At 72.8% G+C, this 24,759-nt stretch carries 24 protein-coding genes; 3 read left to right on the top strand and 21 right to left on the bottom strand.

Features of this window, described 5'->3' with window-relative positions; all coding sequences use genetic code 11:
- Positions 1–21 precede the first annotated feature (21 nt).
- From FGD68_RS11385 to FGD68_RS11465, 17 genes are all read right to left on the bottom strand, one after another.
- On the bottom strand, positions 22–888 hold the full coding sequence (locus tag FGD68_RS11385) for an ABC transporter permease (protein ID WP_237609454.1): 867 nt from the start codon (positions 886–888) through the stop codon (positions 22–24).
- Positions 885–1,937 carry an aliphatic sulfonate ABC transporter substrate-binding protein gene (locus FGD68_RS11390; RefSeq protein ID WP_119373873.1) on the bottom strand — a complete coding sequence of 351 codons (1,053 nt, stop codon included), beginning with the start codon at positions 1,935–1,937 and terminating at the stop codon, positions 885–887. Before FGD68_RS11390 ends, FGD68_RS11385 begins: the two co-directional genes overlap by 4 nt.
- Before the next feature lie 114 nt (positions 1,938–2,051).
- Positions 2,052–2,921 (bottom strand): ABC transporter ATP-binding protein, encoded by an 870-nt coding sequence (locus tag FGD68_RS11395; RefSeq protein WP_237609455.1) that lies wholly within the window; start codon positions 2,919–2,921, stop codon positions 2,052–2,054.
- 105 nt (positions 2,922–3,026) lie between these two features.
- Positions 3,027–3,440 carry a transcription antitermination factor NusB gene (gene nusB, locus FGD68_RS11400; protein ID WP_043586586.1) on the bottom strand — a complete coding sequence of 138 codons (414 nt, stop codon included), beginning with the start codon at positions 3,438–3,440 and terminating at the stop codon, positions 3,027–3,029.
- A 3-nt stretch (positions 3,441–3,443) separates the two neighbouring features.
- The gene (efp, locus tag FGD68_RS11405) at positions 3,444–4,007 is read right to left on the bottom strand and encodes an elongation factor P (RefSeq protein ID WP_012038481.1); all 564 of its coding nucleotides are present in this window, start codon (positions 4,005–4,007) and stop codon (positions 3,444–3,446) included.
- 110 nt (positions 4,008–4,117) lie between these two features.
- Positions 4,118–4,558 carry a type II 3-dehydroquinate dehydratase gene (locus FGD68_RS11410; protein ID WP_043586584.1) on the bottom strand — a complete coding sequence of 147 codons (441 nt, stop codon included), beginning with the start codon at positions 4,556–4,558 and terminating at the stop codon, positions 4,118–4,120.
- A 32-nt stretch (positions 4,559–4,590) separates the two neighbouring features.
- Positions 4,591–5,376: an SDR family oxidoreductase gene (locus tag FGD68_RS11415; protein WP_119373270.1), complete on the bottom strand. Its 786-nt coding sequence runs from the start codon at positions 5,374–5,376 to the stop codon at positions 4,591–4,593.
- Positions 5,373–6,527 carry a 3-dehydroquinate synthase gene (gene aroB, locus FGD68_RS11420; RefSeq protein WP_182480933.1) on the bottom strand — a complete coding sequence of 385 codons (1,155 nt, stop codon included), beginning with the start codon at positions 6,525–6,527 and terminating at the stop codon, positions 5,373–5,375. The genes FGD68_RS11415 and aroB overlap by 4 nt, the downstream gene beginning before the upstream one ends.
- Positions 6,524–7,015 carry a shikimate kinase gene (locus FGD68_RS11425; protein WP_119373271.1) on the bottom strand — a complete coding sequence of 164 codons (492 nt, stop codon included), beginning with the start codon at positions 7,013–7,015 and terminating at the stop codon, positions 6,524–6,526. The genes aroB and FGD68_RS11425 overlap by 4 nt, the downstream gene beginning before the upstream one ends.
- Positions 7,016–7,017: 2 nt before the next feature.
- Positions 7,018–8,256 (bottom strand): chorismate synthase, encoded by a 1,239-nt coding sequence (aroC, locus tag FGD68_RS11430; RefSeq protein WP_119373272.1) that lies wholly within the window; start codon positions 8,254–8,256, stop codon positions 7,018–7,020.
- Between the two features lie 39 nt (positions 8,257–8,295).
- Complete coding sequence (locus FGD68_RS11435) at positions 8,296–9,186, bottom strand: shikimate dehydrogenase (RefSeq protein ID WP_237609456.1); 891 nt, start codon at positions 9,184–9,186, stop codon at positions 8,296–8,298.
- Positions 9,179–10,789, bottom strand: a complete 1,611-nt coding sequence (mltG, locus tag FGD68_RS11440) for an endolytic transglycosylase MltG (protein ID WP_237609457.1) — start codon at positions 10,787–10,789, stop codon at positions 9,179–9,181. Before mltG ends, FGD68_RS11435 begins: the two co-directional genes overlap by 8 nt.
- Positions 10,743–11,228, bottom strand: a complete 486-nt coding sequence (gene ruvX / locus FGD68_RS11445) for a Holliday junction resolvase RuvX (RefSeq protein ID WP_119373318.1) — start codon at positions 11,226–11,228, stop codon at positions 10,743–10,745. The genes mltG and ruvX overlap by 47 nt, the downstream gene beginning before the upstream one ends.
- The gene (gene alaS, locus FGD68_RS11450) at positions 11,228–13,885 is read right to left on the bottom strand and encodes an alanine--tRNA ligase (RefSeq protein ID WP_119373319.1); all 2,658 of its coding nucleotides are present in this window, start codon (positions 13,883–13,885) and stop codon (positions 11,228–11,230) included. Before alaS ends, ruvX begins: the two co-directional genes overlap by 1 nt.
- Positions 13,886–13,890: 5 nt before the next feature.
- Positions 13,891–14,112 (bottom strand): hypothetical protein, encoded by a 222-nt coding sequence (locus FGD68_RS11455; RefSeq protein WP_012038491.1) that lies wholly within the window; start codon positions 14,110–14,112, stop codon positions 13,891–13,893.
- A 183-nt stretch (positions 14,113–14,295) separates the two neighbouring features.
- On the bottom strand, positions 14,296–14,925 hold the full coding sequence (gene rpsD, locus FGD68_RS11460; protein WP_012038492.1) for a 30S ribosomal protein S4: 630 nt from the start codon (positions 14,923–14,925) through the stop codon (positions 14,296–14,298).
- Between the two features lie 248 nt (positions 14,926–15,173).
- Complete coding sequence (locus FGD68_RS11465) at positions 15,174–16,601, bottom strand: replication-associated recombination protein A (RefSeq protein WP_237609458.1); 1,428 nt, start codon at positions 16,599–16,601, stop codon at positions 15,174–15,176.
- Positions 16,602–16,674: 73 nt separating this feature from the next.
- Here FGD68_RS11465 and FGD68_RS11470 point away from each other — a divergent pair, with 73 nt between their 5' ends.
- From FGD68_RS11470 to FGD68_RS11480, 3 genes are all read left to right on the top strand, one after another.
- Entirely contained in the window at positions 16,675–16,962 is a 288-nt protein-coding gene (locus tag FGD68_RS11470; RefSeq protein WP_119372833.1) for a dioxygenase, read from the top strand.
- A 257-nt stretch (positions 16,963–17,219) separates the two neighbouring features.
- Positions 17,220–18,452, top strand: coding sequence for a DUF349 domain-containing protein (locus FGD68_RS11475; protein ID WP_104234912.1), 1,233 nt, complete (start codon positions 17,220–17,222; stop codon positions 18,450–18,452).
- A gap of 91 nt (positions 18,453–18,543) precedes the next feature.
- Positions 18,544–19,152: a type IV toxin-antitoxin system AbiEi family antitoxin gene (locus tag FGD68_RS11480; protein ID WP_119372831.1), complete on the top strand. Its 609-nt coding sequence runs from the start codon at positions 18,544–18,546 to the stop codon at positions 19,150–19,152.
- Here the strand turns inward: FGD68_RS11480 and FGD68_RS11485 are convergent.
- The 4 genes from FGD68_RS11485 to secD form a co-directional block, all read right to left on the bottom strand.
- The gene (locus FGD68_RS11485) at positions 19,139–21,388 is read right to left on the bottom strand and encodes a RelA/SpoT family protein (protein ID WP_104234818.1); all 2,250 of its coding nucleotides are present in this window, start codon (positions 21,386–21,388) and stop codon (positions 19,139–19,141) included. The genes FGD68_RS11480 and FGD68_RS11485 overlap by 14 nt on opposite strands.
- 167 nt (positions 21,389–21,555) lie before the next feature.
- Positions 21,556–21,915, bottom strand: coding sequence for a rhodanese-like domain-containing protein (locus FGD68_RS11490; protein ID WP_104234819.1), 360 nt, complete (start codon positions 21,913–21,915; stop codon positions 21,556–21,558).
- Positions 21,912–22,922, bottom strand: coding sequence for a protein translocase subunit SecF (secF, locus tag FGD68_RS11495; protein ID WP_104234820.1), 1,011 nt, complete (start codon positions 22,920–22,922; stop codon positions 21,912–21,914). Before secF ends, FGD68_RS11490 begins: the two co-directional genes overlap by 4 nt.
- Positions 22,922–24,730: a protein translocase subunit SecD gene (secD, locus tag FGD68_RS11500; protein WP_104234821.1), complete on the bottom strand. Its 1,809-nt coding sequence runs from the start codon at positions 24,728–24,730 to the stop codon at positions 22,922–22,924. Before secD ends, secF begins: the two co-directional genes overlap by 1 nt.
- Positions 24,731–24,759 lie beyond the last annotated feature (29 nt).

Below are 24,759 nucleotides of genomic sequence, written 5' to 3' on the forward strand. Positions count from 1 at the left end.
CGGCGACACGAAGGCGGCGGGTCAGCCCCAGCGCCGCACGAGCACCCGCTCGACGAGGCCGACCACCGCGTCGGTGATCGCGCCGAGCACGGCGAGCAGCACGATCGCCAGCAGCACCCGGTCGACGCGTCCGTTGGACGACGACTCCGTGAGCAGGTAGCCGAGCCCCATCGACGCGGCGAGCAGCTCGGCCGCCACGAGGAACAGCCACGACTGCGCGAGCGCGAGCCGGAGGCCGGAGACGACGGCCGGCAGCACGGCGGGGAGCTGCACGGTGACGAGCAGCGGGATCCGCGTCAGCCCGAACGCGCGTCCCGCCTCCACGAGGTGCGGGTCCACGTGCCGGAGCGCGCCCGCGACGGTCGTGTAGACCGGGAACATCGCGCCGATGGCGACGAGCGTGACCTTGGAGTCCTCGTTGATGCCCATCCAGAGCAGGAGCAGCGGCACCCACGCGAGCGACGGCACCGTGCGGAACGCGCCCGCTGTGGGCGCGAGGAGGAGCCTGCCGATGCGCGACAGGCCGACCACGGCGCCGAGCACGAGGCCGACCGTGGCGCCCAGCGCGAAGCCGAGCAGCACGCGCTGCAGCGAGATGGCGACGTACTGCCCGAGGATCCCCTGCTCGGCCAGCTGCACCCCGGCCCGCACCACGTCGAGCGGCGCGGGCAGGAGGTGGGCGGGCACGGCGCCCGTCGCGGTCACGACCGCCCAGAGCCCGACCACCAGGACGGGGACGACGAGGCCCACGGCGACCCGGAGGAGGACCCCACGGGTCGCGCGGCCGGGCGCCGGGCGCCGGGCGCGCTGGCCGTCGTCGTACGGGGCCCCGACGCCCGCGCGGTCGCCCGTGCCGACGTCCTCCCGCGCGGGCCGGAGCGCGGTCATCCGGCGGATCCGGAGGCGGGGTCCGCGGCCTCGGCGAACCGCGGCTCGAACAGCTCGTCCAGTGCCGTGTCGACCTTCCCCTGGTCCTCCACGTCGCCGGACTCCACGAGGATCGGGCCGACGCGCTCCAGCACGGCGCGCTGGGCGTCGCCGGGCACGGGGTCGACGCCGAGGTTCGTGCGGTCGATGACGGTGGAGGCGACGGCCGGGTCGATCGCGGCGGCCTGCGCGAGGATCGCCGCGGTCTCGTCCGGGTGGTCGACCGCCCAGGCGCGGGCCTCCTCGTAGGAGTCGACGACGGCCTGCGCGAGGTCGGGCGACGCGTCGAGGAACGACTGCGTGGCGTTGAGGAACCCGTAGGTCGCGAAGTCGACGTTCCGGTACAGCAGAGTGGATCCCGCCTCCGCCTCGCTCGCCGCCATGAGCGGGTCGAGCCCGGCCCACGCGTCGACCGAGCCGTTCTCGAGCGCGGCCCGGCCGTCGGCGTGCTGGAGGTTCTGGATGGTGACGTCGGACGCGGGGATGCCGGCCTCGTCCAGCGTCTGCAGCAGGAAGAAGTACGGGTCCGTGCCCTTCGTCGCCGCGATGTCGGCCCCGCGGAGCTGGTCGACGCTGGTGATGGGCGACCCCTTCGGCACGACGATCGCGGTCCACTCGGGCTGCGAGTACACGTCGATGGTGCGGATGGGCGAGCCGTTGGCCCGGGCGAGGAGCGCGGCGGATCCGGCGGTGGATCCCACGTCGACGGCTCCCGCGCGCAGCAGCTCGTTGGCCTTGTTCGAGCCTGCGGACTGCACCCAGTCGACCTTCACGTCCGACCCGAGCCGCTTCTCCACGAGGCCCTGGTCCTTCACGATGAGGCTGAGCGGGTTGTAGGTCGCCCAGTCGAGGGTGAGCGTGTCGGCGCTCCAGCCGGCGGGATCCGCGGATGCCTCGGCGGCGGGCGCGACGGACGAGCCCTCCCCCGCGGCGCAGCCGGCGAGGAGCATCGCGGCGGCGCCCACGAGCGCGAGGGCGGGGAGGGATCTGCGGGGCAGGAGACGGGTCACGGTGGGTCCTCGGTGCGGTGTCGGGTGGTGCGGGGGTGGTGGTGCGGGGGTGGTGGTGCGGGTGGTGGTGCGGGTGGTGGTCCGGGGGGGTGCGGCCGGTGGCGGTGGTCCGGCTCAGCGCGCCCGGTGGCCCGGCACGCCGAGCCCCTCGAGCAGCTCCGCGCGGAGGGCGGCGAGGGTCGCGTCGCCGCGGTCCCGCGGGCGGGCGCCCGGCACCTCGAGGACGCGGCGGACGGTCGCGCCGGGCGCGGCTCCGTCCGCGGGATCCGGGCCGAGCAGCACCACGCGGTCGGCGAGGTGCAGGGCCTCGTCCACGTCGTGCGTGACGAGGAGGACCGTGGTCGGGATCGCGGCGTGCACGTCGAGCAGCAGGTCCTGCATGCGCAGGCGCGTCAGGGCGTCGAGCGCGCCGAACGGCTCGTCGAGCACGAGGACGCGGGGCCGCCGGGCGAGCGCGCGGGCGAGCGAGGCGCGCTGGGCCATGCCTCCGGAGACCTGCCGGGGACGGAGGTCGGCGGCCTCGGCGAGGCCGGTCAGCTCGAGCAGGTCGCGCACCCGGGCGTCGCCCTCGTCGCGCGGCACGTCGCGGGGCAGGCCGAGGCGGACGTTGGCGCGGATCGTGCGCCACGGCAGCAGGCGCGGCTCCTGGAACGCGACCGCGGAGCGCTGGTCGACCTCGCTCACGGCAGTGCCGTCGATGCGGATGGATCCGGCGTCGGGCCGGTCGAGGCCGCTCACCTGGCGCAGGAGCGTGGACTTCCCGCAGCCGGACGGCCCGAGGACGGCCACGACGTCGCCCGCGGCGAGGTCGAGGTCCACGTCCCGCAGCACCGTGCGCCGGGCTCGGGATCCGTCGCCGGCGAACGACCGCCCCACCCCGCGGAGCTCGACCGCGCCGGCGGAGGCCGCGGTCGCATCCGGGGCGGGAGCGGGCGACGCGGCGGTCGTCCGGTCGGGTCGCTGGGCGGATGCGGTGACGGGCATGACCCGACGCTAGGGCGGCCCGGGCACCGGCGGACCGTCCCGCGTCACACGCGGTCGCGTGGCGTCACGCGAGGTAACGGGGTGGCGCGACGCACCCCGCGATGCCTAGGCCTGCGTCGCCGCGATCCGCGCGAGCATGCCGTTCACGAACGAGGCCGACTCATCCGTCGAGAGCGACGACGCGAGGTCCACGCTCTCCGAGATCGCGACGCCGTCGGGCACGTCGGCGTTGAAGAGGATCTCCCAGATGCCGATGCGCAGGATCGCGCGATCGACGGCGGGCATGCGGGCGAGGGTCCAGTTCACCGAGTACGTCTCGATGAGCTCGTCGATCTCGTCCTGGTGCTCGACGAAGCCCTCGGCGATCTCGCGCGCGTACTGCCACGACGCCTGCCGGTCGGGCTCGGCCGCGGCGCGCTGCTGCTCGACCGCGAGGGTCGCGGGGATGGACTCGCCGCGGATGTCCGCGACGTAGAGGACGTCGAGGGCGCGCTTGCGCGCCTTGGTGCGTGCGCTCACGGGTCAGTCGGTGACGCGGCCGAGGTAGTCGCCCGTGCGGGTGTCCACCTTGACGCGCGTGCCCTGCTCGAGGAAGAGCGGCACCTGGATCTGGTGCCCGGTCTCGACCGTCGCGGGCTTGGTGCCGCCCGTCGAGCGGTCGCCCTGCAGGCCCGGCTCCGTGTACGTGATGGTGAGCACGACGGACGCGGGCAGCTCGACGTAGAGGCCCTCGCCGTTGTGCAGCGCGACGGTGACGTCCTGGTTCTCGAGCATGAAGTTCTTCGCGTCGCCGACCTGCGCGGCGGACAGCGTGATCTGGTCGTAGTCGCTCGTGTCCATGAACACGAAGTTCTCGCCGTCGGCGTAGAGGTACTGGAAGTCGCGGCGGTCGACCGTCTCGGTCTCGATCTTCGCGCCGGCGTTGAACGTGCGGTCGACGACCTTGCCGCTCATCACGTTCTTGACCTTGGTGCGCACGAACGCGCCGCCCTTGCCCGGCTTCACGTGCTGGAACTCGATGACGGTCCACAGCTGGCCGTCCATGTTGAGGACGACGCCGTTCTTGATGTCAGCGGTAGAGGCCATGCGGGAGGGTCCTTGCCTGTTCGACGAGCGGGAGGTGCGGCGTCGATGCGGCCGCACGGGGATGCCGGGGCCGACCCGGTGCGGGCGGCGTGGCGATCCGAGGGATCAGCCTAACGGGTGCCGGTCACGACGTGCGCGAGGGCCAGGAGGTACGAGCCCTGCCCGAGCCCCGCGATGACGCCCGTCGCGACGGGCGAGATGACGCTGGTGTGCCGGAACTCCTCGCGCGCGTGCGGGTTCGAGATGTGCACCTCGAGAAGCGTGATGCCGGCCTTCGTGACGAGCGCCGCGGCGTCGCGGAGCGCGTACGAGTAGTGCGTGAACGCCGCGGGGTTCATGATCACGGGGGTCCGCGTGTCGACGGCCTCGTGCAGCCAGCCGATGAGGGTCGCCTCGTCGTCGGTCTGCCTGAGGTCGATCTCGACATCGTCGGGCGCGAACGCGACGAGCTCGCGGCGGAGGTCGTCGAGCGACCCGGTGCCGTACACGTCGGGCTCGCGGCTGCCGAGCCTTCCGAGGTTGGGGCCGTTGAGGACGAGCACGCGTGACATGCGCACCAGCCTAGGGCGCGGCCCGGGCCCGCTCAGCCGACGCTCTGGCCGCCGTCGGAGCGGATGCGCTGGCCGTTGATCCAGCCGCCCTCCGCCGAGAGCAGGAAGCACACGAGCGCCGCGGCGTCGCGCGGTTCGGCCAGGCGCCCGCGGGGCGTGGCCTGCCGGAGTCCCTCGCGCAGCTCGGGCGTGAACCAGCCCGTGTCGGTGCGCCCGGGATCCACGAGGTTGGCGGTGACGCGCACGTGCTCGAGCTCCCGCGCGGCCGCGATGACGATGCGGTCGAGCGCCGCCTTGCTGGCGCCGTACGGCACGTTGCCGACGACGTGGTCGCTCGTGAGCGCGACGATGCGGCCGGCGCCGGGCTCGGCCCGGTACCGCCGCGCGAAGCCCTGGATGAGCTGCAGCGAGGCCCGCACGTTCACGGCGAGGTGGCGGTCGAGGCTCTCGACGGTGGTGTCGAGGAGGCCGCTGTCGACCGACTCGGCGTGACTGAGGACCAGGCCCGTGATCGGGCCCAGCTCGCGCTCGACCTCGTCGAGGATCCGCTCGGGGGCACCGGTGTCCATGAGGTCGGCCTCGATCGCGTGCGCCCGGCCGCCGGCGCCCTCGACCGCCTCGGCGACGCGGGCGGGGTCCTCCGGCTGGCGGCCCCACGGCATGCGGGAGTCGTACGCCGACCAGTACGAGAAGGCGACGTCCCAGCCGCCGAGCGCGAGGTCCTCGGCGATGGCCGCGCCGAGCCCCGCGACCCGGCCGACGCCCGTGATCAGCGCGACGGGCCGGACGGGCGCGTCGGGATGCGCGGGATCCGTCACGAGCCGATCTCCTGGTACGCCGCGAACAGCAGCGCCTCCTCGGGCCCGTTGAGCACGCTCGCGCGGCCCACGCCGTCGAGCACGATGAACCGCATCATGTCGCCGCGCGCCTTCTTGTCGCGCTTCATGCTCGCGACGAGCGTGGGCCAGCGGCCGACGGGGTAGCTGGTGGGCAGGTCGAGCGAGTCGAGGATCCGCCGGTGCCGGTCGACGGCCTCGTCGGACAGCGAGCGGGTGAGGCGAGAGAGCTCGGCCGCGAAGACCATGCCGACCGCGACGGCCGCGCCGTGCCGCCAGCGGTAGCGCTCCGCGTGCTCGATGGCGTGGCCGAGCGTGTGACCGTAGTTGAGGATCTCGCGGCGGCCCTTCTCGGTGAAGTCCTCCCCCACGACCTCGGCCTTCATCGCGATGGACAGCTCCACGACCCGGCGGAACTCCGGGCTCGTGGGATCGGTGACGCGCGCCACGTCCCGCTCGATGATGTCGAGGATCTCGGGCACGGCGATGAAGCCGGCCTTCACGATCTCCGCGAAACCGGTGACGAGCTCGTTCCGCGGCAGGGTGGCGAGCAGGTCGAGGTCGACGATCACGGCGGTCGGCGCGTAGAAGGCACCCACGAGGTTCTTGCCCTCGGACGTGTTGATGCCGGTCTTGCCGCCCACGGCCGCGTCGACCATGGCGAGGACGGTCGTGGGGATCTGGATGAGCATCACGCCGCGCAGCCACGTCGCCGCGACGAAGCCGCCGAGGTCTGTGGTGGCGCCGCCGCCGAGCGTGATGACGGCGTCCGAGCGCGTGAAGTCGGTGGTGCCCATGATCTTCCAGCAGAACGCCGCGACCTCCACGCGCTTGGCGCCCTCGGCGTCGGGCACCTCCGCGAGGTACACCTCGACGTCGCCCTGCAGGCGCTCGCGCAGCCGGGACGCCTCCTCGGCGAGGGCTGGCGCGTGCACGATGAGCACCTTGCGCACGCGCGGGCCGAGCAGCGCGCCCACGCCCTGGACGAGGCCGCGGCCCACGGTGACGTCGTAGCCGGGGGTGCCGGAGACGCGGATCACGGTGGGCGCGTCGGGCTCGACGGCGGCGCTCTGCGCGGTGGCGTCGGTGGCGTCGGTGTCGGTGTCGGTGTCGGTGGGGGTCGGTTCGGTCATTGCTGCCTCTCCCGGGCGAAGCGCTCGATCTCGCGGGCGATGCGCGGGAGCGGGCGGTCGGAGGTGTCGATGGTCAGGTCGGCGAGCGAGCGGTACAGCTCCTCGCGGTCGGCGACGATTCGACGCCAGCTCTCGAGGCCGTCGACGAGCGGGCGGTCGTTGCCGCGGATCCGGGAGCGCACGGCGTGCTCGCTCACGGTGAGGAGCACGACCCGGCAAGCCGCCAGATCGGCGCGCGTCGCGGGGTCGAGGACGGCTCCCCCGCCGAGCGAGACGACGCCGTCCTCCGCGAGCGCGGCGGCGACCTGGGCGCGCTCGAGCTCGCGGAACCGCGGCTCCCCGTGCTCGCGGAAGATGTCGGCGATGGATCCGTGGGCCTGCACGATCGCGCGGTCCGTGTCGGTGAACGGCAGCCCCAGGGCCTTCGCCACGCGCCGGCCGACCGTGGTCTTGCCCGCGCCGGGCGGGCCGATCAGGACGACCGGCACGCTCAGGCCTCGGGTGCCGCCGGCGGCGCGGCGTCCGCCTCGTCCACGAGGTCGGCGCCGGTGCGGCGGCCCTCGGGGATCGCGTCGAGGTAGCCGCGGAGGTTGCGCAGGGTCTCGCCCACGGAGTCGCCGCCGAACTTCTCCAGCACGGCGTCGGCGAGCGTGAGCGCGACCATGGCCTCGGCGACGACGCCCGCTGCGGGCACCGCGCACACGTCGGAGCGCTGGTGGTTCGCGGGGGCCGCGCCACCCGTGGCCGTGTCGATGGTGCGGAGCGCGCGCGGCACGGTCGCGATGGGCTTCATGCCGGCGCGGACGCGCAGGACCGTGCCGGTCGACATGCCGCCCTCGGTGCCGCCCGCGCGGTCCGTGGACCGGCCGATGCCCGCGGCCGTGGAGAAGAGCTCGTCGTGCGCCTCGGATCCGCGACGCGTGGTGGTGAGGAAGCCGTCCCCGACCTCGACGCCCTTGATCGCCTGGATGCCCATGAGCGCGGCCGCGAGCTTGGAGTCGAGGCGGCGGTCCCAGTGCACATGCGAGCCGAGGCCGGGCGGCAGGTCGTAGGCGAGGACCTCGACGACGCCGCCGACCGTGTCGCCGCTGGACTTCGTGTCGTCGACCTCGGCGACCATGCGGGCGCTGGTCTCGGGGTGGAAGCAGCGCAGCGGATCCGCGTCCAGCGCGTCCACGTCGGCGGGCGTCGGCAGCGGCGCGCCCTCGGGCACGCGGACGGGGCCGATGGCGAGCGTGTGGCTGACGAGCGTGATCCCGAGCTCGGCGAGGAACGCGCGCGCCACTGCGCCGAGCGCGACGCGGGCCGCGGTCTCGCGGGCGCTCGCCCGCTCGAGGATGGGACGCGCCTCGTCGAAGTCGTACTTCTGCATGCCCACGAGGTCGGCGTGGCCCGGGCGGGGACGCGTGAGGGCCGCGGCGCGCGCGCCCCGCAGCTTCTCCGGATCCACCGGCTTGGGGCTCATGACGTCGACCCACTTGGGCCACTCCGTGTTGCCGATCCGCACCGCGATGGGGCTGCCGAGCGTGCGCCCGTGGACCACCCCGGTGGAGAGGCTCAGCTCGTCCTGCTCGAACGCCATGCGCGCGCCGCGGCCGTAGCCGAGCTTGCGACGGGCGAGGTCGGCGCGGATGCCGTCGAGGCTGACGGGCACGCCCGCGGGCAGCCCCTCCAGGACGGCGATGAGTTCGGGGCCGTGGGATTCCCCGGCGGTGAGCCAACGCAGCATGTCCCCATCCTCCCACAGCGGCAGCCGCCGACCCGCGGGTCAGGCGCCGGTCCAGGGCCTCAGCGGATCGCGGCCGACGCTCGCGAGCATCGCCGCCAGCACGCGCTCCTCGCCAGGCAGCGGCCGTCCCGCGTCCCCCGCGACGAACAGCCGCACCTGGTCGAGCGCCTGGTGCACGAGCATGTCGATCCCCGGCACGACGCGGCCGCCTGCCCGCTCCCACGCCGACGCGATCCCGGTGGGCCACGGCGCGTACGTCACGTCGAGGAGCACGCTCGCCCCGGACAGCCTGCCGGGCAGCGGCACGGCAGCGGCGGCATCGCCCGGCAGGGTGCTGACCACGGTGTCGGCGTCGCGGAGCGCGTCCACCGCCGCGTCGAGCGGGGTGGTCACGAGCGCGACGCCCAGCTCGTCGGCCAGCGGGGCGAGCTCCCGCCCCTGCTCCTGCCGGCGGGCCGCGACGACGACCTCGTGCGCGCCCAAGCGGGCCAGCGCGACGACGGACGAGCGCGCGGTGGATCCGGCGCCCAGCACCACGGCGCGCCCTGCGCGCTCGACGCCGGCCGCCCCGAGCGCCCGCACGATGCCCGCGACGTCCGTGTTCGCGCCCCGCCGGACGACGACCCCCGCCGCGTCGCGCTCGAGGAGCAGCGTGTTGGCCGCGCCCGCCAACCGGGCCGTGTCGTCGATCAGGTCGAGGAGCGGCAGCACGTCGCGCTTGAGCGGCATGGTGAGCGAGAGGCCGCGCCAGTCGGATCCGAGACCCGCAACGAACGCGCCGAGGTCCGCCCCCGTGCACTCCACCGCCTCGTACACCCAGTCGAGACCGAGCACCGCGTACGCCGCGGCGTGCAGCCGCGGCGACAGCGAGTGCGCGATGGGGCTGCCGAGGACCGCCAGCCGCACGGCCGGCGTCCGCGGATCAGCCATTGCCCGGGTTGTCCTTCATGAACTGCTGCCACTGCGCGACGGCCTTCTCGTGCTCCTCGTACGTCTGCGAGAAGACGGTGTCGCCCGTGATGGTGTTGACGGTGACGAAGTACAGCCACGGGCCGTCGGCGGGCGCCAGCGCGGCCTTGATCGCGAGGTCACCCGGGTTGGAGATGGGGCCGATCGGCAGGCCCGGGTGCACGTAGGTGTTCCACGGGTTGTCGTCGGCGCGCTCGGCGTCGGTGGTCGTCACGCGGCCGACCGAGTTCGCGCCGTAGGCGACCGTCGCGTCCGACTGCAGCGGCATGCCGATCGCGATGCGGTTCTGGAAGACCCGCGACACCTTGTAGAAGTCCCCCTCGAAGCGGGCCTCCTTCTGGATGAGCGCGGCGAGCGTGAGCACGCGGTGCCGGTCGGCGGGAGCGACGCCGGCCTGGTCGAGCGCCTGGAAGGTGCGGCTCACCATCGCCTTCACCATGTCCGTCGCGGAGGTGCCGGGCGGGAAGTCGTACGTGGCCGGGAAGAGGTAGCCCTCGATGTTCGGCGCCTCCGCGGGGATGCCGAGCGCGGCGCGATCCGACGCGGCGGCCTCGAGGTCGGCGACGGGCGTGCCCGTGCCCTCCGCGATGAGCTCGAACGCCTGCGCGGCGGTCTGGCCCTCGGGGATGGTGACCTTGGCCTGGACCTGGCTGGAGGGATCCTGCAGCATCGCGAGCGCGGACGCCGCGCTCATCTGCTTCCGCAGCGTGTACGTGCCCGGCTGGAACACGACCTCGCCTCCGGACGCGACGACGGCCCGGTAGAACGCCTTCGACGTCTTCACGACGTCCTGCGAGGCGAGCGTGTCCCCGATGGTGCTGCCGGTGTCGCCCGTCTTGACGACCACCTGCACCTCCCCGGATCCGTCGCCGTCGTAGTCGGTCGGCTCGGCGGGCGTCATCAGGGCCGACACGACCGGGCCGAACAGCGACGTCGCGATGACGGCCGCGCCGCCGAACAGCGCGACGAGCAGGAGCACGACGTACGGCCACCTGGGGTGGCGCCGCTTGGGCTTCGGGGCGACGGGAGCCGCCGCGGGCGGCGGAGTCCGACGTGCACCGCCCCGCGTCGTGCGGGTGGGCGTGGTGGTGGCTGCGATGCCGGCAGCGGACGCGGACGCCGTGGAGACGTCGCCGGCGGCCGACGCTGCGGAGGTCGCCGCGGCGGCTGCCACGTCGGCTGCCACGCCGGCGCGCGGGCGCTCCTCGACGGCGGGACGCGGCGCGGGGGTCCGGGGTGACGTCTCCCGCGCGGCGGGACGCTCGTCGGCCGCCGCGGATGAGGGCGCGCCGTCCGGAGCGGGAACGGGGGCCGCTGCCTGCGCCTCGGCCGCCTCGCGCAGGGCACGGAGCTCCCGGCGCGTCATGGGCGCGCCGGTGCCGATGCCCGGTCCCTCGCCGCGCGGCGCCAGGGGGGACGACGGACGTCCGGGTGCCGCCGCCTTCTCGCCGAACAGGCTCTCGAAGGGGTCGCCGCCTCCGCCCGCGGCCGCCGTGGCGCGTCGGGTGGGATCGTTCTCAGGCGTGTCGGTCAGGATCGACTCGGTTCCTCGGGACGAGATCACCGGGTGGGGAGCCGGCGGCGCGCTCGGTCTCGAGCGCGTGTTGAAGGATTATAACGGCCGCCACCTGGTCGATCACCGGCTTCTGCTTACGGGAGCCTCTGCCCGAGGCGCGCAGGGCGCCCTGGGCGGAGACCGTCGAGAGGCGCTCGTCGACCAGCCGCACGGGGATCTCCGTCGCGTCCGCGAGCCGCCGGGCGAATCCCTCCGCGTCGTCCGTGGATGCCGTCGCCCGGCCGGAAAGCGCGAGCGGGAGGCCCACGAGGAGCTCCGCGCAGTCGATCTCGGCCGCCACCGCGAGGATCCTCCGCACGTCCGCCGAGCCGGCCGCGTCGCGCGGCACGGTCTCGACGGGCGTCGCGATCAGCCCGTGCGGATCCGACCGGGCGAGGCCGATCCGGGCCTTCCCCACGTCGACCGCGAGCCGGGATCCGATCCGCATCAGGAGTCGAGCGCCTGACGCACCGCGGTCAGCGCGTCGCCGATGGCCGAGACGTCGGATCCGCCACCCTGCGCGAGGTCGTCCTTGCCGCCTCCGCCGCCCCCGAGCACCGCGGCCGCCGCCCGGGCGAGCTGCCCGGCCTTGGCACCCGCGTCGCGCGCGGCCTGGTTGGTGGCCACGATGACGGTCGGCTTGCCGCCCGCGTCGCCCGCGAGGGCGACCACGACGGGCTCGGATCCCGCACGCTCGCGCACGAGCGTCACGAGCTGGCGCACCTCGTCGGCCGAGCGGACGCTGCCGAGCGACTCCTGGATGAGCGTCACGGCTCCGACGCGCGATCCCTGCGCGAGGAGCGCCGGCACGCGCTGCTGCAGCGCCTGCGCCTCGAAGTCGGCGATGCGACGCTCCGCGGTCTTGAGGTTCTGCATGAGGTCGGCGATGCGGTCGGGCAGCTGCTCGCGCGGCGTCTTCAGGCTCGAGGTGAGCTGCGACACGATGGCGCGCTCGACGGCCAGGTCCTGGAACGCCTCGCGGCCGACGAGCGACTCGATGCGGCGGTTCGTGGATCCGACCGACGACTCCCCCACGACGTTGATGAGCCCGATCTGCGCGCTGGAGGACACGTGCGTGCCGGCGCACAGCTCGCGCGACCACGGGCCGCCGATGTCGACCACGCGCACGGTGTCGCCGTACTTCTCGCCGAACAGCGCCATGGCGCCCAGCTGCTTGGCCTCGTCGATCGGCATGACGCGCGTCACGACCTGCAGGTCGTCGCGCACCGCGCCGTTCGCGATGTCCTCGATCTCGCTGCGCGTCTCGGGGCTGAGCGCCTGGTTCCACGCGAAGTCGAGGCGCATGTAGCCGGCCCGGTTGTAGGACCCGGACTGGTGCGCGTCCTGGCCGAGCACCTGGCGGAGCGCGGCGTGGACGAGGTGGGTGCCCGAGTGCGCCTGGGTCGCGCCGCGGCGCCAGTCGGCGTCGACGACGGTCGTGGCGGCGTCGCCCACGCCCACCTCGCCGGAGCGCACCTGCACGCGGTGGCTGATGAGGCCCTTCACGGGCTTCTGCACGTCGAGCACCTCGAGGTCGAAGCCCTGGCCGACGATGCTGCCCGCGTCGGCCTCCTGGCCGCCGGACTCGGCGTACAGGCTCGTCTCGGGGAGGATGACCTCCGCGATGTCGCCCGCGACCGCGTGGTCGACACTGTGGCCGCCGACGATGAGGCCGAGGATCGTGGTCCCGGTCTCCAGCTCGTCGTAGCCCGTGAAGCGGGTCTCGCCCGCCGCACGGAACTCGCTGTAGACGGTGAGGTCGGCCAGCGCCGTCTTCTTGCTCTTGGCGTCCGCCTTGGCGCGCGTGCGCTGCTCCAGCATCAGCCGGTCGAACGCCTCGCGGTCGACCGTGAGGCCGTTCTCCTCCGCCATCTCGAGCGTGAGGTCGATGGGGAAGCCGAAGGTGTCGTGCAGGAGGAATGCGGTGTCGCCCGCGATCCGCTCGCCGCCCTTCGCCTTGGTCTCCCCGACCGCGACGTCGAGGATCGTCGTGCCGCCGGAGAGCGTGCGGAGGAAGGTCTCCTCCTCCGCGTACGCCAGGCGCGAGATGCGGTCGAAGTCGTCGGACACCTCGGGGTAGGCGGCCTTCATCGCGTCGCGCGACGCGGGGAACAGCTCGCCGAAGGTCGCGGCGTCCACGCCCATCAGGCGCATCGCGCGCACGGTGCGGCGCATGAGGCGGCGCAGGATGTAGCCGCGCCCCTCGTTCGACGGCCGGACGCCGTCCGACATCAGCATGAGGGAGGAGCGCACGTGGTCGGCGACGATCCGCATGCGCACGTCGTCCTCGTGGTCGGCGCCGTAGCGACGACCTGACAGCTCGGCGGCGCGGTCGAGCACGGGGCGCACCTGGTCGATCTCGTACATGTTCTCGACGCCCTGCTTGAGGAACGCGACGCGCTCGAGGCCCATGCCGGTGTCGATGTTCCGCTTCGGCAGGTCACCGAGGATCTCGAAGTCGCTCTTTCCCGTGCCGGCCCCGCGCAGGTACTGCATGAAGACGAGGTTCCAGATCTCCACGTAGCGGTCGTCGTCGGTCGCCGGGCCGCCGTCGGCGCCGTACGCCGGGCCGCGGTCGAAGAAGATCTCGGAGCAGGGTCCGGCCGGGCCGGGCTGGCCGGTGTGCCAGTAGTTCGTGTCGCGGCCGAGGCCCTGGATCCGCTCGTCCGCCAGGCCCGCGATGCGCTTCCACGCCTGCCTGGCCTCGTCGTCCTCGTGGTAGACGGTGACCCAGAGGTCGTCGGGCGAGAACCCGAGGCCGCCGTCGGCCTCGCTCGTCGTGAGCAGCTCCCACGCGTACGCGATCGCCTGCTCCTTGAAGTAGTCGCCGAAGGAGAAGTTGCCGTTCATCTGGAAGAAGGTGCCGTGGCGCGGCGTGCGCCCGACCTCCTCGATGTCGAGGGTGCGGATGCACTTCTGCACGCTCGTCGCGCGCGGGAACGGCGCGGGCACGACGCCCGTGAGGTACGGCACGAACGGCACCATGCCGGCCACCGTGAACAGCAGGGTCGGGTCGTCGCTCACGAGCGACGCGGACGGCACGACGGTGTGCCCGCGGTCGCCGAAGTACGTCAGCCAGGCGTTGCGGATGTCTGCGGTCTGCATGCGGTCTACTGCTTTCCGAGCTCGGTGATGGTGTCCTCTGCCTCGCCCACGGCGGAGCGCAGCTCGGCCTCGCGGCGACGGTAGCCGTGCTCGACGGACTCGCCGAACCGGCGGGCGCGGGCGTCGACGTCCTGGAACAGGCGGTGCCCGGCGGGGGTGCGGTCGACCACGTGGGCGACCGCGAAGCCGATGACGACCCCCACGACGATGAGGACGAGGTTCTTCATGCTGCTCCCCTTCCGGGAGGTGACGCGACGGGCTGGCGGCCTTCGGGGCCGAGGGCGATCCTACCGGCCGGGCTCCGCGCCGCCCGGGCCGCGGTGGCGCGGAGCCGACCGCGGCCGGATACGACGCGAGGCGGGCCGCCCCGTGATGGGGCGACCCGCCTCGCGGACGGTGGAGCGGTGTGGCTAGCGTGCCGCGTAGTACTCGACGACCAGCTGGACCTCGCAGGTCACGGGGACCTCGGCGCGCTTCGGCAGGCGCACGAGGCGGGCCTGCAGCTTGTCGAGCTCGACCTCGAGGTACGAGGGGAGCTTCGGCAGCACGTCGGCGTGACCGCCGGCGGCCGCGACCTGGAAGGGCTCGGTGCCCTCGGAGCGCGGCTTGACGTGGATCATCTGGCCGGCCTTCACGCGGAAGGAGGGACGGTCGACGATCTTGCCGTCGACCATGATGTGGCGGTGCACGACGAGCTGGCGGGCCTGCGCCGTGGTGCGCGCGAGGCCGGAGCGGACGACGAGCGCGTCGAGGCGCTGCTCGAGGATCTCGACGAGGTTCTCACCGGTCAGGCCCTGGGTGCGACGCGCCTCCTGGAAGGCGATCTTGAGCTGGGCCTCGCGGATGCCGTACTGGGCGCGCAGACGCTGCTTCTCGCGGAGGCGGACGGCGTAGTCGCTGTCCTGCTTGCGCTTGGACCGGCCGTGCTCGCCCGGCGCGTAGGGGCGCTTCTCGAGGTACTTGGCCGCCTTCGGCGTGAGCGGGATGCCCAGCGCGCGGGAGAGGCGGGTCTTGCTGCGGGTGCGTGACTTGGTGGACACGTTTTCCTTCCAGGGAGAAAGTCTCTGACTACGGATGATGCAGGGCGTCCGCGCACACGCATGGGCGCGCGACGATCGATCCCGCTGATGCGGGTCCTGCGGAAGTAGAGGGATTCGCCACGGGTCGTCCGGCTACAGGACGTGTCCCTTGGATCTGGATGTCGACGCAGCCGCACGCGACACCCCATCTAGGCGTCAGCAAGCGTAGCACGCGATCGGCGCGATCCCGGGGATGCGCCGCGCCGGGATCAGCCCCCGCGGACGATGCGGCGCAGCTTCTCGAGCCGGGCCGAGAGGTCCCGCTCGTGCCCGTGCTGCGTGGGCGCGTAGTAGGTGCGTCCGACGAGCTCGTCCGGCAGGTACTGCTGCGTCACGACGCCGATGTCCGCGTCATGGGGATAGCGGTAGCCCTTGCCGTGGCCGAGCCGCTTCGCGCCCGGGTAGTGCGCGTCGCGGAGGTGGAGGGGCACGCGGCCGAAGGCGCCCGCGCGCACGTCCGCGATGGCCTGGTCGATGCCGAGGTAGGAGGCGTTCGACTTGGGCGCGGTCGCGAGGTGCACGACCGCCTGCGCCAGCGGGATCCGCCCCTCCGGCATGCCGATGAGCTGCACCGCGTCGGCGGCCGCGACCGCGACCACGAGCGCCTGCGGGTCGGCGAGCCCGATGTCCTCCGAGGCCGAGACGATGATCCGCCGGGCGATGAAGCGCGGGTCCTCCCCCGCCTCGATCATCCGCGCGAGGTAGTGCAGCGCGGCGTCGACGTCGGACCCGCGGATCGACTTGATGAAGGCGCTGATGACGTCGTAGTGCTCGTCGCCGTTGCGGTCGTAGCGCAGCAGGGCCCGGTCGACCGCCAGCGCGACCTGCTCGGTGGAGATGGGGATGGGCGCGGGATCCTCGGCGGGCTCGGGATCCACGCCGTCCTGGTCCTCGTCGTCCTCGTCGTCCTCCTCGTCCTCCTGCCCGTCGGCCGCGGCGCGCGCCTTGCCCGACGCGTCCGCCTGCGCCGACACCGCCGCCGCCTCGAGCGCCGTCAGCGCGCGCCGGGCGTCGCCGGAGGCGAGCCGGATGATCATGGCCCGCGCGTCGTCGTCGAGCGCGAACCGGCCGCCGAGGCCCCGGTCGTCGGCCACGGCGCGGTCCACGAGCACGCCGAGGTCGTCGTCGTCGAGCTGCTCCAGCGTCAGCAGGAGGCTCCGGGAGAGGAGCGGCGAGATGACGGAGAACGACGGGTTCTCGGTGGTGGCCGCGATGAGGATCACCCACCCGTTCTCCACGCCCGGCAGCAGCGCGTCCTGCTGGGCCTTGGTGAAGCGGTGGATCTCGTCGAGGAAGAGCACGGTCGAGACGCCGAAGAGGTCGCGGTCGCTGAGCGCCTTCTCCATCACCTGCCGCACATCGCGGACGCCGGCGGTCACGGCCGACAGCTCGACGAAGCGGCGGCTGGATCCGTGCGCGATGGCCTGCGCGAGCGTCGTCTTGCCCGTGCCGGGCGGGCCCCACAGGATGATCGAGACCGAGCCCTGCTCCCCCGCCACGTCCGACGCGAGGCTCACGAGGGGCGATCCGGGGGTCAGGAGATGACGCTGGCCGGTGACCTCGTCGAGGCTGCGGGGACGCATCCGGACGGCCAGGGGCGTCGCCCCCGAACGGAGGCCCGGTCGCGTGTCGGTCATGATCTCGATGGTAGGCGCGACCGGCTATGGTTCCCGTACCGCCGCCTCGGGCGGGACCGACCGTGAGGACGCCGTGGCCCCGAAGAACGACCGCGCAGCCCGTGAGGCGCAGGCCCGACTCCGCCGCTACGCGGCCCGCCAGGAGCTCCACGCGCGCGCCGTCCGACGCCGCCGTCGCGACGACCTGGGCGCGGTCGTCGCCGTGGTCCTCGTCGCCGCGCTCGCGATCGGCGCGCAGCTCGCCTACGAGTCCGGGCCGGGTGCCCCCGCGCCTGCACCCGCTCCCTCGTCATCGCCGTCGTCCCCCGCGACCGCGCCCGCCCCCGCCCCTGCGACGCCGGACGCCACGCCGACGCCCTGAGCCCGGACCGCAGCGCCGACGCGAGGCCTTGTCCCACGTGCGCACGGCCGGTACGGCTCGAGGAGCCGGCCGGTCCTCACGGGCCCCTGCGAGCCGCGTCCGATCCGCGGCCACACGAGCGACCGCGACGTGCGCTGGGGCATGATCGAGAGGTCAGCCCGCCGCCACCCGCGGCGAACCCGCTCGATGCCCGTGCTCTAGGCTGACGTGCACGTCTCCGCACCGGTCCGTCCGGTCCTACGAACAAGGTGGAATCCGTGGCTGACAACGATCAGACCCCCTGGGGCCGCGTCGACGAGACGGGCACCGTCTTCCTGCGCGAGGGCGACGGCGAACGCGCCGTCGGCCAGTACCCCGACGGGACCCCCGAGGAGGCGCTGGCCTACTTCCAGCGCAAGTTCACGGACCTCGCCGGGCAGGTCACGCTGCTGGAGCAGCGCGCCAAGCGCGGCGCTCCCGCCGCCGACGTCTCCAAGGCGGTCGCGCACCTCATCGAGGCCGTGGAGGGCGCGAACGCCGTCGGCGACCTCGCGGCGCTCCGCACGCGTCTCGACGTCCTCGCCGCCACCGTCGGCGAGCTCACCGAGAAGCAGGGCGAGGAGCAGCGACAGGTGGTGCAGGGCGCCATCGCCGAGCGCACAGCCATCGTCGAGGAGACCGAGCGCCTCGCGAGCCAGGACTTCTCGAAGGTCCAGTGGAAGCAGCTGACGGCCGAGGTCGACGCGCTCTTCGGCCGGTGGCAGCAGCATCAGCAGACGGGGCCTCGCCTCCCCAAGAACGAGGCCAACGAGCTCTGGAAGCGCTTCCGCACGGCGCGCTCGACCATCGACACCGAGCGCAAGGCGTTCTTCGCCGAGCTCGACAACGCGCACAAGGACGCCCGCTCGAAGAAGCAGGCGATCGTCGAGCAGGCACGCGCCCTCGAGCCGCAGGGCGTCGCCGGCATCCCCGCCTACCGCCGTCTCCTCGACGAGTGGAAGCTCGCCGGACGCGCGGGCAAGCGCTACGACGACGCCCTGTGGGCGCAGTTCAAGGCGGCGGGCGACGTGCTCTACGGCGCCAAGGCCGAGGTCGACGCGGCGGACGACGAGGAGCAGCAGGCCAACCTCCAGGCCAAGCTCGCGCTCCTCGACGAGGCCGAGCCCATCCTCCAGATCACGGAGCGCACGGCGGCTCGTGACAAGCTCACCGCCGTCCAGCTCCGCTGGGACGCGATCGGTCGCGTGCCGCGGGACAGCGTCAAGACCGTCGAGGACCGCCTGCGCAAGGTCGAGACGCACGTGCGCACCCTGGACGAGGAGTTCTGGCGAAAGAACAACCCGGAGACGAAGGCGCGCTCGGAGGGGCTCGCATCGCAGCTCGGCGCCGCCATCGACAAGCTGCAGCGCGAGCTCGACGCGGCCAAGGCCGACGGGGACGCGCGACGCATCAAGGACGCCGAGGAGGCCCTGGCCGCCCGCCGCGTGTGGCTGGACGCCCTCGGCTCCTAGCCCGCCCCCTCCAGCGCGGCGACGGCCCGGGATCCTCCACAGGATCCCGGGCCGTCGCCCGTGGCCCCATCCCCGATGGCATGGTGCGCCCATGTCACCCCGACTCGCCCCCGTCCTGTCCGTCCTCGACCTCCCGCTCGCCGAGCTCTGCTCCGCCCGCCTCGACGGCGAGGTGTACGAGGTCGACGCCTGCTACTCCCCCGTCGACGAGCTGGCCTCGCCCTGGCTCCGCGCCGCGGCGCTCGCTGCGCAGGTCCCCTCGCGCCTCATCGCCGAGCGGTCGACGGCGGCCTGGGTGCACGGAACCGTCCGCACCCCGCCGCGCACGCACGAGTACTGCGTCGACAGCGTCGCGCGCTGCCATCCTCCGGCGCTGCGCAACGTGCGCATCCGCGAGGTCGTGCTCGACGGGCGCGACACGGTCGTGCTGGCCGGCCTCCGCGTCACCACGCCTCTGCGGACGCTGTGCGACATCGCGCGCACGGTCGCCGACTTCTCGCCGGCCCACGAGGCCGCGTGCCTCGGGCTGCTGGCGCTGCCCGGTGTGACGGACGCGGCGGCGAGGGAGCACCTGGCCGCGTCGGGTGCACTCCCCGACAAGCGACGTGCGCTCGTCCGTCTCGATGCGCTGGCACGGCGCGCGGCGTCGTCGGACCACGCGGAGCGCGGGCCGGGGGCGGGTCCCGTCAGCCCCCGTTGACCCGGTACACGTCGTACACGGCGTCGATGCGGCGCACCGCGTTGAGCACGCGGTCCAGATGCGTGACGTCGCCCATCTCGAACACGAAGCGGCTGATCGCGAGCCGGTTGGACGACGTCGAGACGGACGCCGACAGGATGTTGACGTGGTGCTCCGACAGCACGCGCGTCACGTCGCTGAGGAGGCCGGAACGGTCGAGCGCCTCGACCTGGATGTGCACCAGGAACAGGCTCTTGGACGACGGCGCCCACTCCACCTCGATCATGCGATCGGGCTCCGCGCGCAGGGAGTCCACGTTGTGGCAGTTGGCCTGGTGGACGGAGACACCCGCGCCGCGCGTCACGAACCCGATGATCTCGTCCCCGGGCACGGGCGTGCAGCACTTCGCGAGCTTCACCAGGATGTCCGGCGCCCCACGCACGAGGACCCCGGAGTCGCTGTTGCGCGAGACCCGCGAACGCTGCGTGACCGCGAAGACCTCCTCGGCCTCGCCGCCGCTGTCGCCCTGGATCGACGACAGCACCTTCTCGATCACCGACTGGGTCGAGACGTGACCCTCGCCGACGGCGGCGTAGAGCGCCGCGACGTCGTCGTACTTCATGCTCTGCGCCACGTCCGAGAACGCGTCCTGGTTCATGAGCTTCTGCAGCGGGAGGTTCTGCTTGCGCATGGCGCGGGCGATGGCGTCCTTGCCCTGCTCGATCGCCTCCTCGCGGCGCTCCTTGGTGAACCACTGCTTGATCTTGTTGCGCGCGCGAGCGCTCTTCACGAACGCGAGCCAGTCCTTGCTCGGTCCGCTGTCGGGGTTCTTCGACGTGAACACCTCCACCACGTCGCCCGTGGTGAGCGGGTTCTCGAGCGGCACGAGCCGCCCGTTCACCTTGGCGCCCATCGTGCGGTGGCCGACGTCCGTGTGCACGGCGTAGGCGAAGTCCACGGGCGTCCCGCCGGCGGGCAGGCCGATCACCTTGCCGTGCGGGGTGAAGACGTAGACCTCCTTCGCGCCGATCTCGAAGCGCAGCGAGTCGAGGAACTCCCCCGGATCCGCGGTCTCCGACTGCCAGTCGGAGATGTGCGCGAGCCAGGCGAGGTCGGTGTCCCCCTGCGGCGACACCTCGGGGGTGCGCCCGCCGTTCATGCGCTCCTTGTACTTCCAGTGCGCCGCGACGCCGAACTCGGCGCGCTGGTGCATCTCGTGCGTGCGGATCTGGATCTCGACCGGGCGGCCCTTGGGCCCGATCACCGTCGTGTGCAGCGACTGGTACAGGTTGAACTTGGGTGTGGCGATGTAGTCCTTGAAGCGCCCGGGCACGGGGGTCCAACGGGCGTGGATCGCGCCGAGCACGGCGTAGCAGTCGCGCAGCGAGTCGACCAGCACGCGGATCCCGACGAGGTCGTAGATCTCGTCGAACTCGCGGCCGCGCACGACCATCTTCTGGTAGATCGAGTAGTACTGCTTGGGCCGGCCGGCCACCTTGCCGCGGATCTTGGCGGCGCGGAGGTCGTCGTTGACGCTGTCGATCACCTGCTGGACGAACTCCTCGCGCTGCGGCGTGCGCTGCTTGACGAGGTTCTCGATCTCGACGTAGATCTTCGGGTAGAGCACCGCGAACGAGAGGTCCTCGAGCTCCCACTTGATGGTCGATATGCCGAGGCGGTGCGCGAGCGGCGCGTAGATCTCGAGGGTCTCCTTGGCCTTCCTCTCGGCGGACGCGGATTCGACGAACCCCCACGTGCGCGCGTTGTGGAGGCGGTCGGCCAGCTTGACCACGAGGACCCGGATGTCCTTGGACATGGCGACGACCATCTTGCGCACCGTCTCGGCCTGCGCGCTGTCGCCGTACTTCAGCTTGTCGAGCTTGGTCACGCCGTCGACCAGCATCGCGATCTCGTCGCCGAAGTCGTGGCGGAGCATGTCGAGCGTGTAGTCGGTGTCCTCGACCGTGTCGTGCAGGAGGGCAGCCGCGAGGGTCTTGGGGCCGATGCCGAGGTCCGCGAGGATCTGCGCGACCGCGACCGGGTGGGTGATGTACGGCTCGCCGCTCTTGCGCTTCTGGCCCTCGTGCGCCCGCTCGGCGACGGCGTAGGCCCGCTCGATCAGGCTCATGTCGGCCTTGGGGTGGTGCAGGCGCGCGGTGCGGATGAGCTGCTCGACGGCACCGGCCGGCTGCGCCCGCGAGAAGAGGCGGGGCACCAGGCGCCGGAGGGAAGCCGTGCTCGAGGTCGTCTCCGTCATCGTTCAGCCTCCCAGGCGTGTGCTGGTGACCAAATTATCACCGCGCCCGAGAGCTCCCGACCACGGACGGGCGTCCGGCGACGCGCAGAGGGCGGCCAAGAGCACGTCACCCAAGTAGGCGTGGGGCCGTCTCCGTCAAGCGACGCCGCCCGACTTGCCGTCCCCGATCAGGCGATGCGGCCGGGCTGCCCGTCGTCGGTGACGACGTCGCCGCCCATCTCGGACCATGCGTGCATGCCGCCCGTGATGTTGGAGGCCGCGAACCCGCCGCGCAGCAGGGCCTGGGTCGCGATGGCCGACCGGTGTCCGGAGCGGCAGACGACCGCGATGTGCTGGTCGGTCGGGATCTCGCCCGCGCGCGCCTCGAGCTCGCCCATCGGGATGTGGTGGGCGACGGCGGAGTGGCCGGCCTCCCACTCGTCGGGCTCGCGCACGTCGAGGAGCCAGGACTCACCCGTGGTGGTGCGGGCCTTGGCGGTGGCGGCGTCGAGGTCCTCGGGGACGCCCGCGCCCTGCGAGCTCGTCACGACTCCACCGTCACGGCGGCGCGCTCGGCCTGGGCGCGGCTCGCGGCCGACTTCGCGAGAGCGTCGCCGCGCTTCACCTTCGGCTCGCCCTCACGGAGGTGCGCGTAGAGGGGAGCCGCGATGAAGATCGTCGAGTAGGTGCCGACGATGATGCCGATGAACAGCGACAGCGCGATGTCGCGCAGGGTGCCGGCGCCGAGCACGACGGCGCCGATGAAGAGGATCGACCCGACGGGCAGGATGGCGACGATCGACGTGTTGATCGACCGCACCAGGGTCTGGTTGACCGCGAGGTTCACCGACTGCGCGAACGTGCGCCGCGACTCCTGCCCGTCCTCCGCGGTGTTCTCCCGGATCTTGTCGAACACCACGACGGTGTCGTAGAGGGAGTAGCCGAGGATCGTGAGGAAGCCGATGACCGCGGCCGGGGTGACCTCGAAGCCCGTGATGCCGTAGATCCCGGCGGTGAGGACGAGGTCGTGCAGCAGCGCGATGATCGCCGCGACGGACATCTTCCAGGTGCGGAAGTAGACCGACATGACGACCGCGGCCAGCGCCAGGAACACCACGAGGCCCCAGAGCGCCTGCCGGGTGATGTCCTGTCCCCAGGACGGCCCGATGAAGGACTCGGTCACGTTGGACGTCTCGACGCCGTACGCCGTCGCGAGCGCCTGCCGCACGGCGGAGCTGTCCGCGGGCTGGAGCTGGTCGGTCTGGACGCGGACGCCGTCGGACCCGACCGACGACACGCGCGCCGGCACAGGGGTCACGGTGGCGACGGCGTCGCTCGCGATGTCCTGCGACTGCGACTGCACCCCGCTCACCGTGTACTCGGATCCGCCCGTGAACTCGATGCCGAACGTGAAGCCGCCGCGCACGAGCGGCCCCAGGACGGAGATGAGGATGCAGATCGCCGCGATGGAGTACCAGAGACGGCGGCGGCCGACGATGTCGAACGAGCGCTTGCCCGTGTAGAGGTCGTTGCCGAACTCGGAGAAGCCAGCCATCAGTCGTCCCTGCTCGTGTCGTCGGCCCGCGGCGCGTCGATCGTCGCGGTCTTCGTGGATCCGGTCGCCTGACCCTGGGCGGCCTTGCGCTCGGCGATGGTCTGTCGGCGCGCCGCCTCCTTGGCCGCCGCGGCACCGCGTCCGGTGGTGGCCGTGGGGGTGCGGAACGTGGCGCGGCCCCGGTACACCGCGCCGAGCGCCCGCGGGTCGAGCCCGCTCATGCGGTGGCCCTCCGCGAAGAAGCGCCGGTTCGCGAGCAGCTGCAGGATCGGGTGCGTGAAGAGCGAGACGACGATGAGGTCGATGATCGTCGTGAGCCCCAGCGTGAGCGCGAAGCCCTTGACGTTGCCCACGGCGAGGATGAACAGCACCGCCGCCGCGAGGAAGTTGACCGTGTCGGACGCGATGATCGTGCGCAACGCGCGCTTCCATCCCTGCTCGACCGAGGAGACGAGGCCGCGGCCGTCGCGCAGCTCGTCCTTGATGCGCTCGAAGTAGACGATGAACGAGTCGGCTGTGATGCCGATGGCCACGATGAGCCCCGCCACCCCGGCGAGCGACAGCCGGTACCCCTCCCGCCAGCTGAGCAGCGTGATGAGGAGGTAGGTGATCACCGCGGCGATCACGAGCGAGGCGATGGTGACCATGCCGAGCGCCCGGTACTGCACGAGCGAGTAGAGCACCACGAGCACGAGGCCGATGAGTCCCGCGATCAGTCCGCTGGTGAGCTGCGAGGATCCGAGCGTGGCCGAGATGACATCCGAGCTCTGCAGAGTGAAGCTGAGCGGCAGGGCGCCGAACTTGAGCTGGTCCGCCAGCGCCTTGGCGCTCTCCTGCGTGAAGTTGCCCGTGATGGAGGGCTTGCCGTTGGTGACGACGCCCTGCGTGACCGGGGCGGAGATGACCTCGTTGTCGAGCACGAACGCGAACTGGTTGCGCGGCGACTCGAGCGTGATGAGGCGGGTGGACATGTCGCCGAACTGCTTCGTGCCGTCGCCGTCGAAGACCAGGTTGACCGACCACGTGCCGGTGCTGACGCCCTGGCTCGACTGCTGGAGGCCGCTCGTCGCGTCGGAGATGGTGCTGCCGTCGACCTCGACCGGGCCGAGGACGTACTTCGCGGCACCGTCGTCGGAGCAGGCGATGATCGCGCGGTCGGCGGGGGCGGCCTGCCCGTCGCTCTCGGGGGCGGTCGCGCAGTCGTAGGCGGCGAACTCCGCCTGGAGGCGCGGCGTGACCCACGAGACGTCGCTCGGGCCCGTGGGCTCGGCCGTGGGCTCGTCGGAGAGGGTGGAGGGATCCGGGGTGGCCTCTGCGGCCGGGGTCTCGGCCGCGGGAGTGGAGCCGTCCGCGGGCGCCGACCCATCGGTGGGCGTCGGCGTGGGCGTCGGGGCGACCGACGCCGTGCCGGCCGCGCCGATGAGCACGGGGCGCAGCTCGAGCTTGGCGGAGGACTGCAGGCGCTGCATGGTCGCCGCGTCGGGCTCACCGGGCAGGCTGACGACGATGTTGCTGCCGCCCTGCGTGGTGATCTCCGCCTCGGAGACGCCGCTCGCGTCGACGCGCTGGCGGATGATCGAGACCGCCTGGGCGAGCTGCTCGCTCGTGGGCCCGGAGGAGGCCCCGTCGAGCTGCGGCGCGAGGATGATCTGCGTGCCGCCCTCGAGGTCGAGCGCGAGCTTCGGGCTCCATGAGCCGTTGCTGAACGCGACGCTCGCGGCGTTGCCTCCGGCCAGGAGGCCGATGATGACCAGCAGCCAGATGAGCTTGCGCCTGGCCTTGCGTACCGGTGTGGGCGACTTGGCCACCTGGACACTCGACTTTCTTCGCGGTGGGC

This window comes from Clavibacter californiensis (genome assembly GCF_021952865.1).
Taxonomy (GTDB): Bacteria; Actinomycetota; Actinomycetes; order Actinomycetales; family Microbacteriaceae; genus Clavibacter; species Clavibacter californiensis.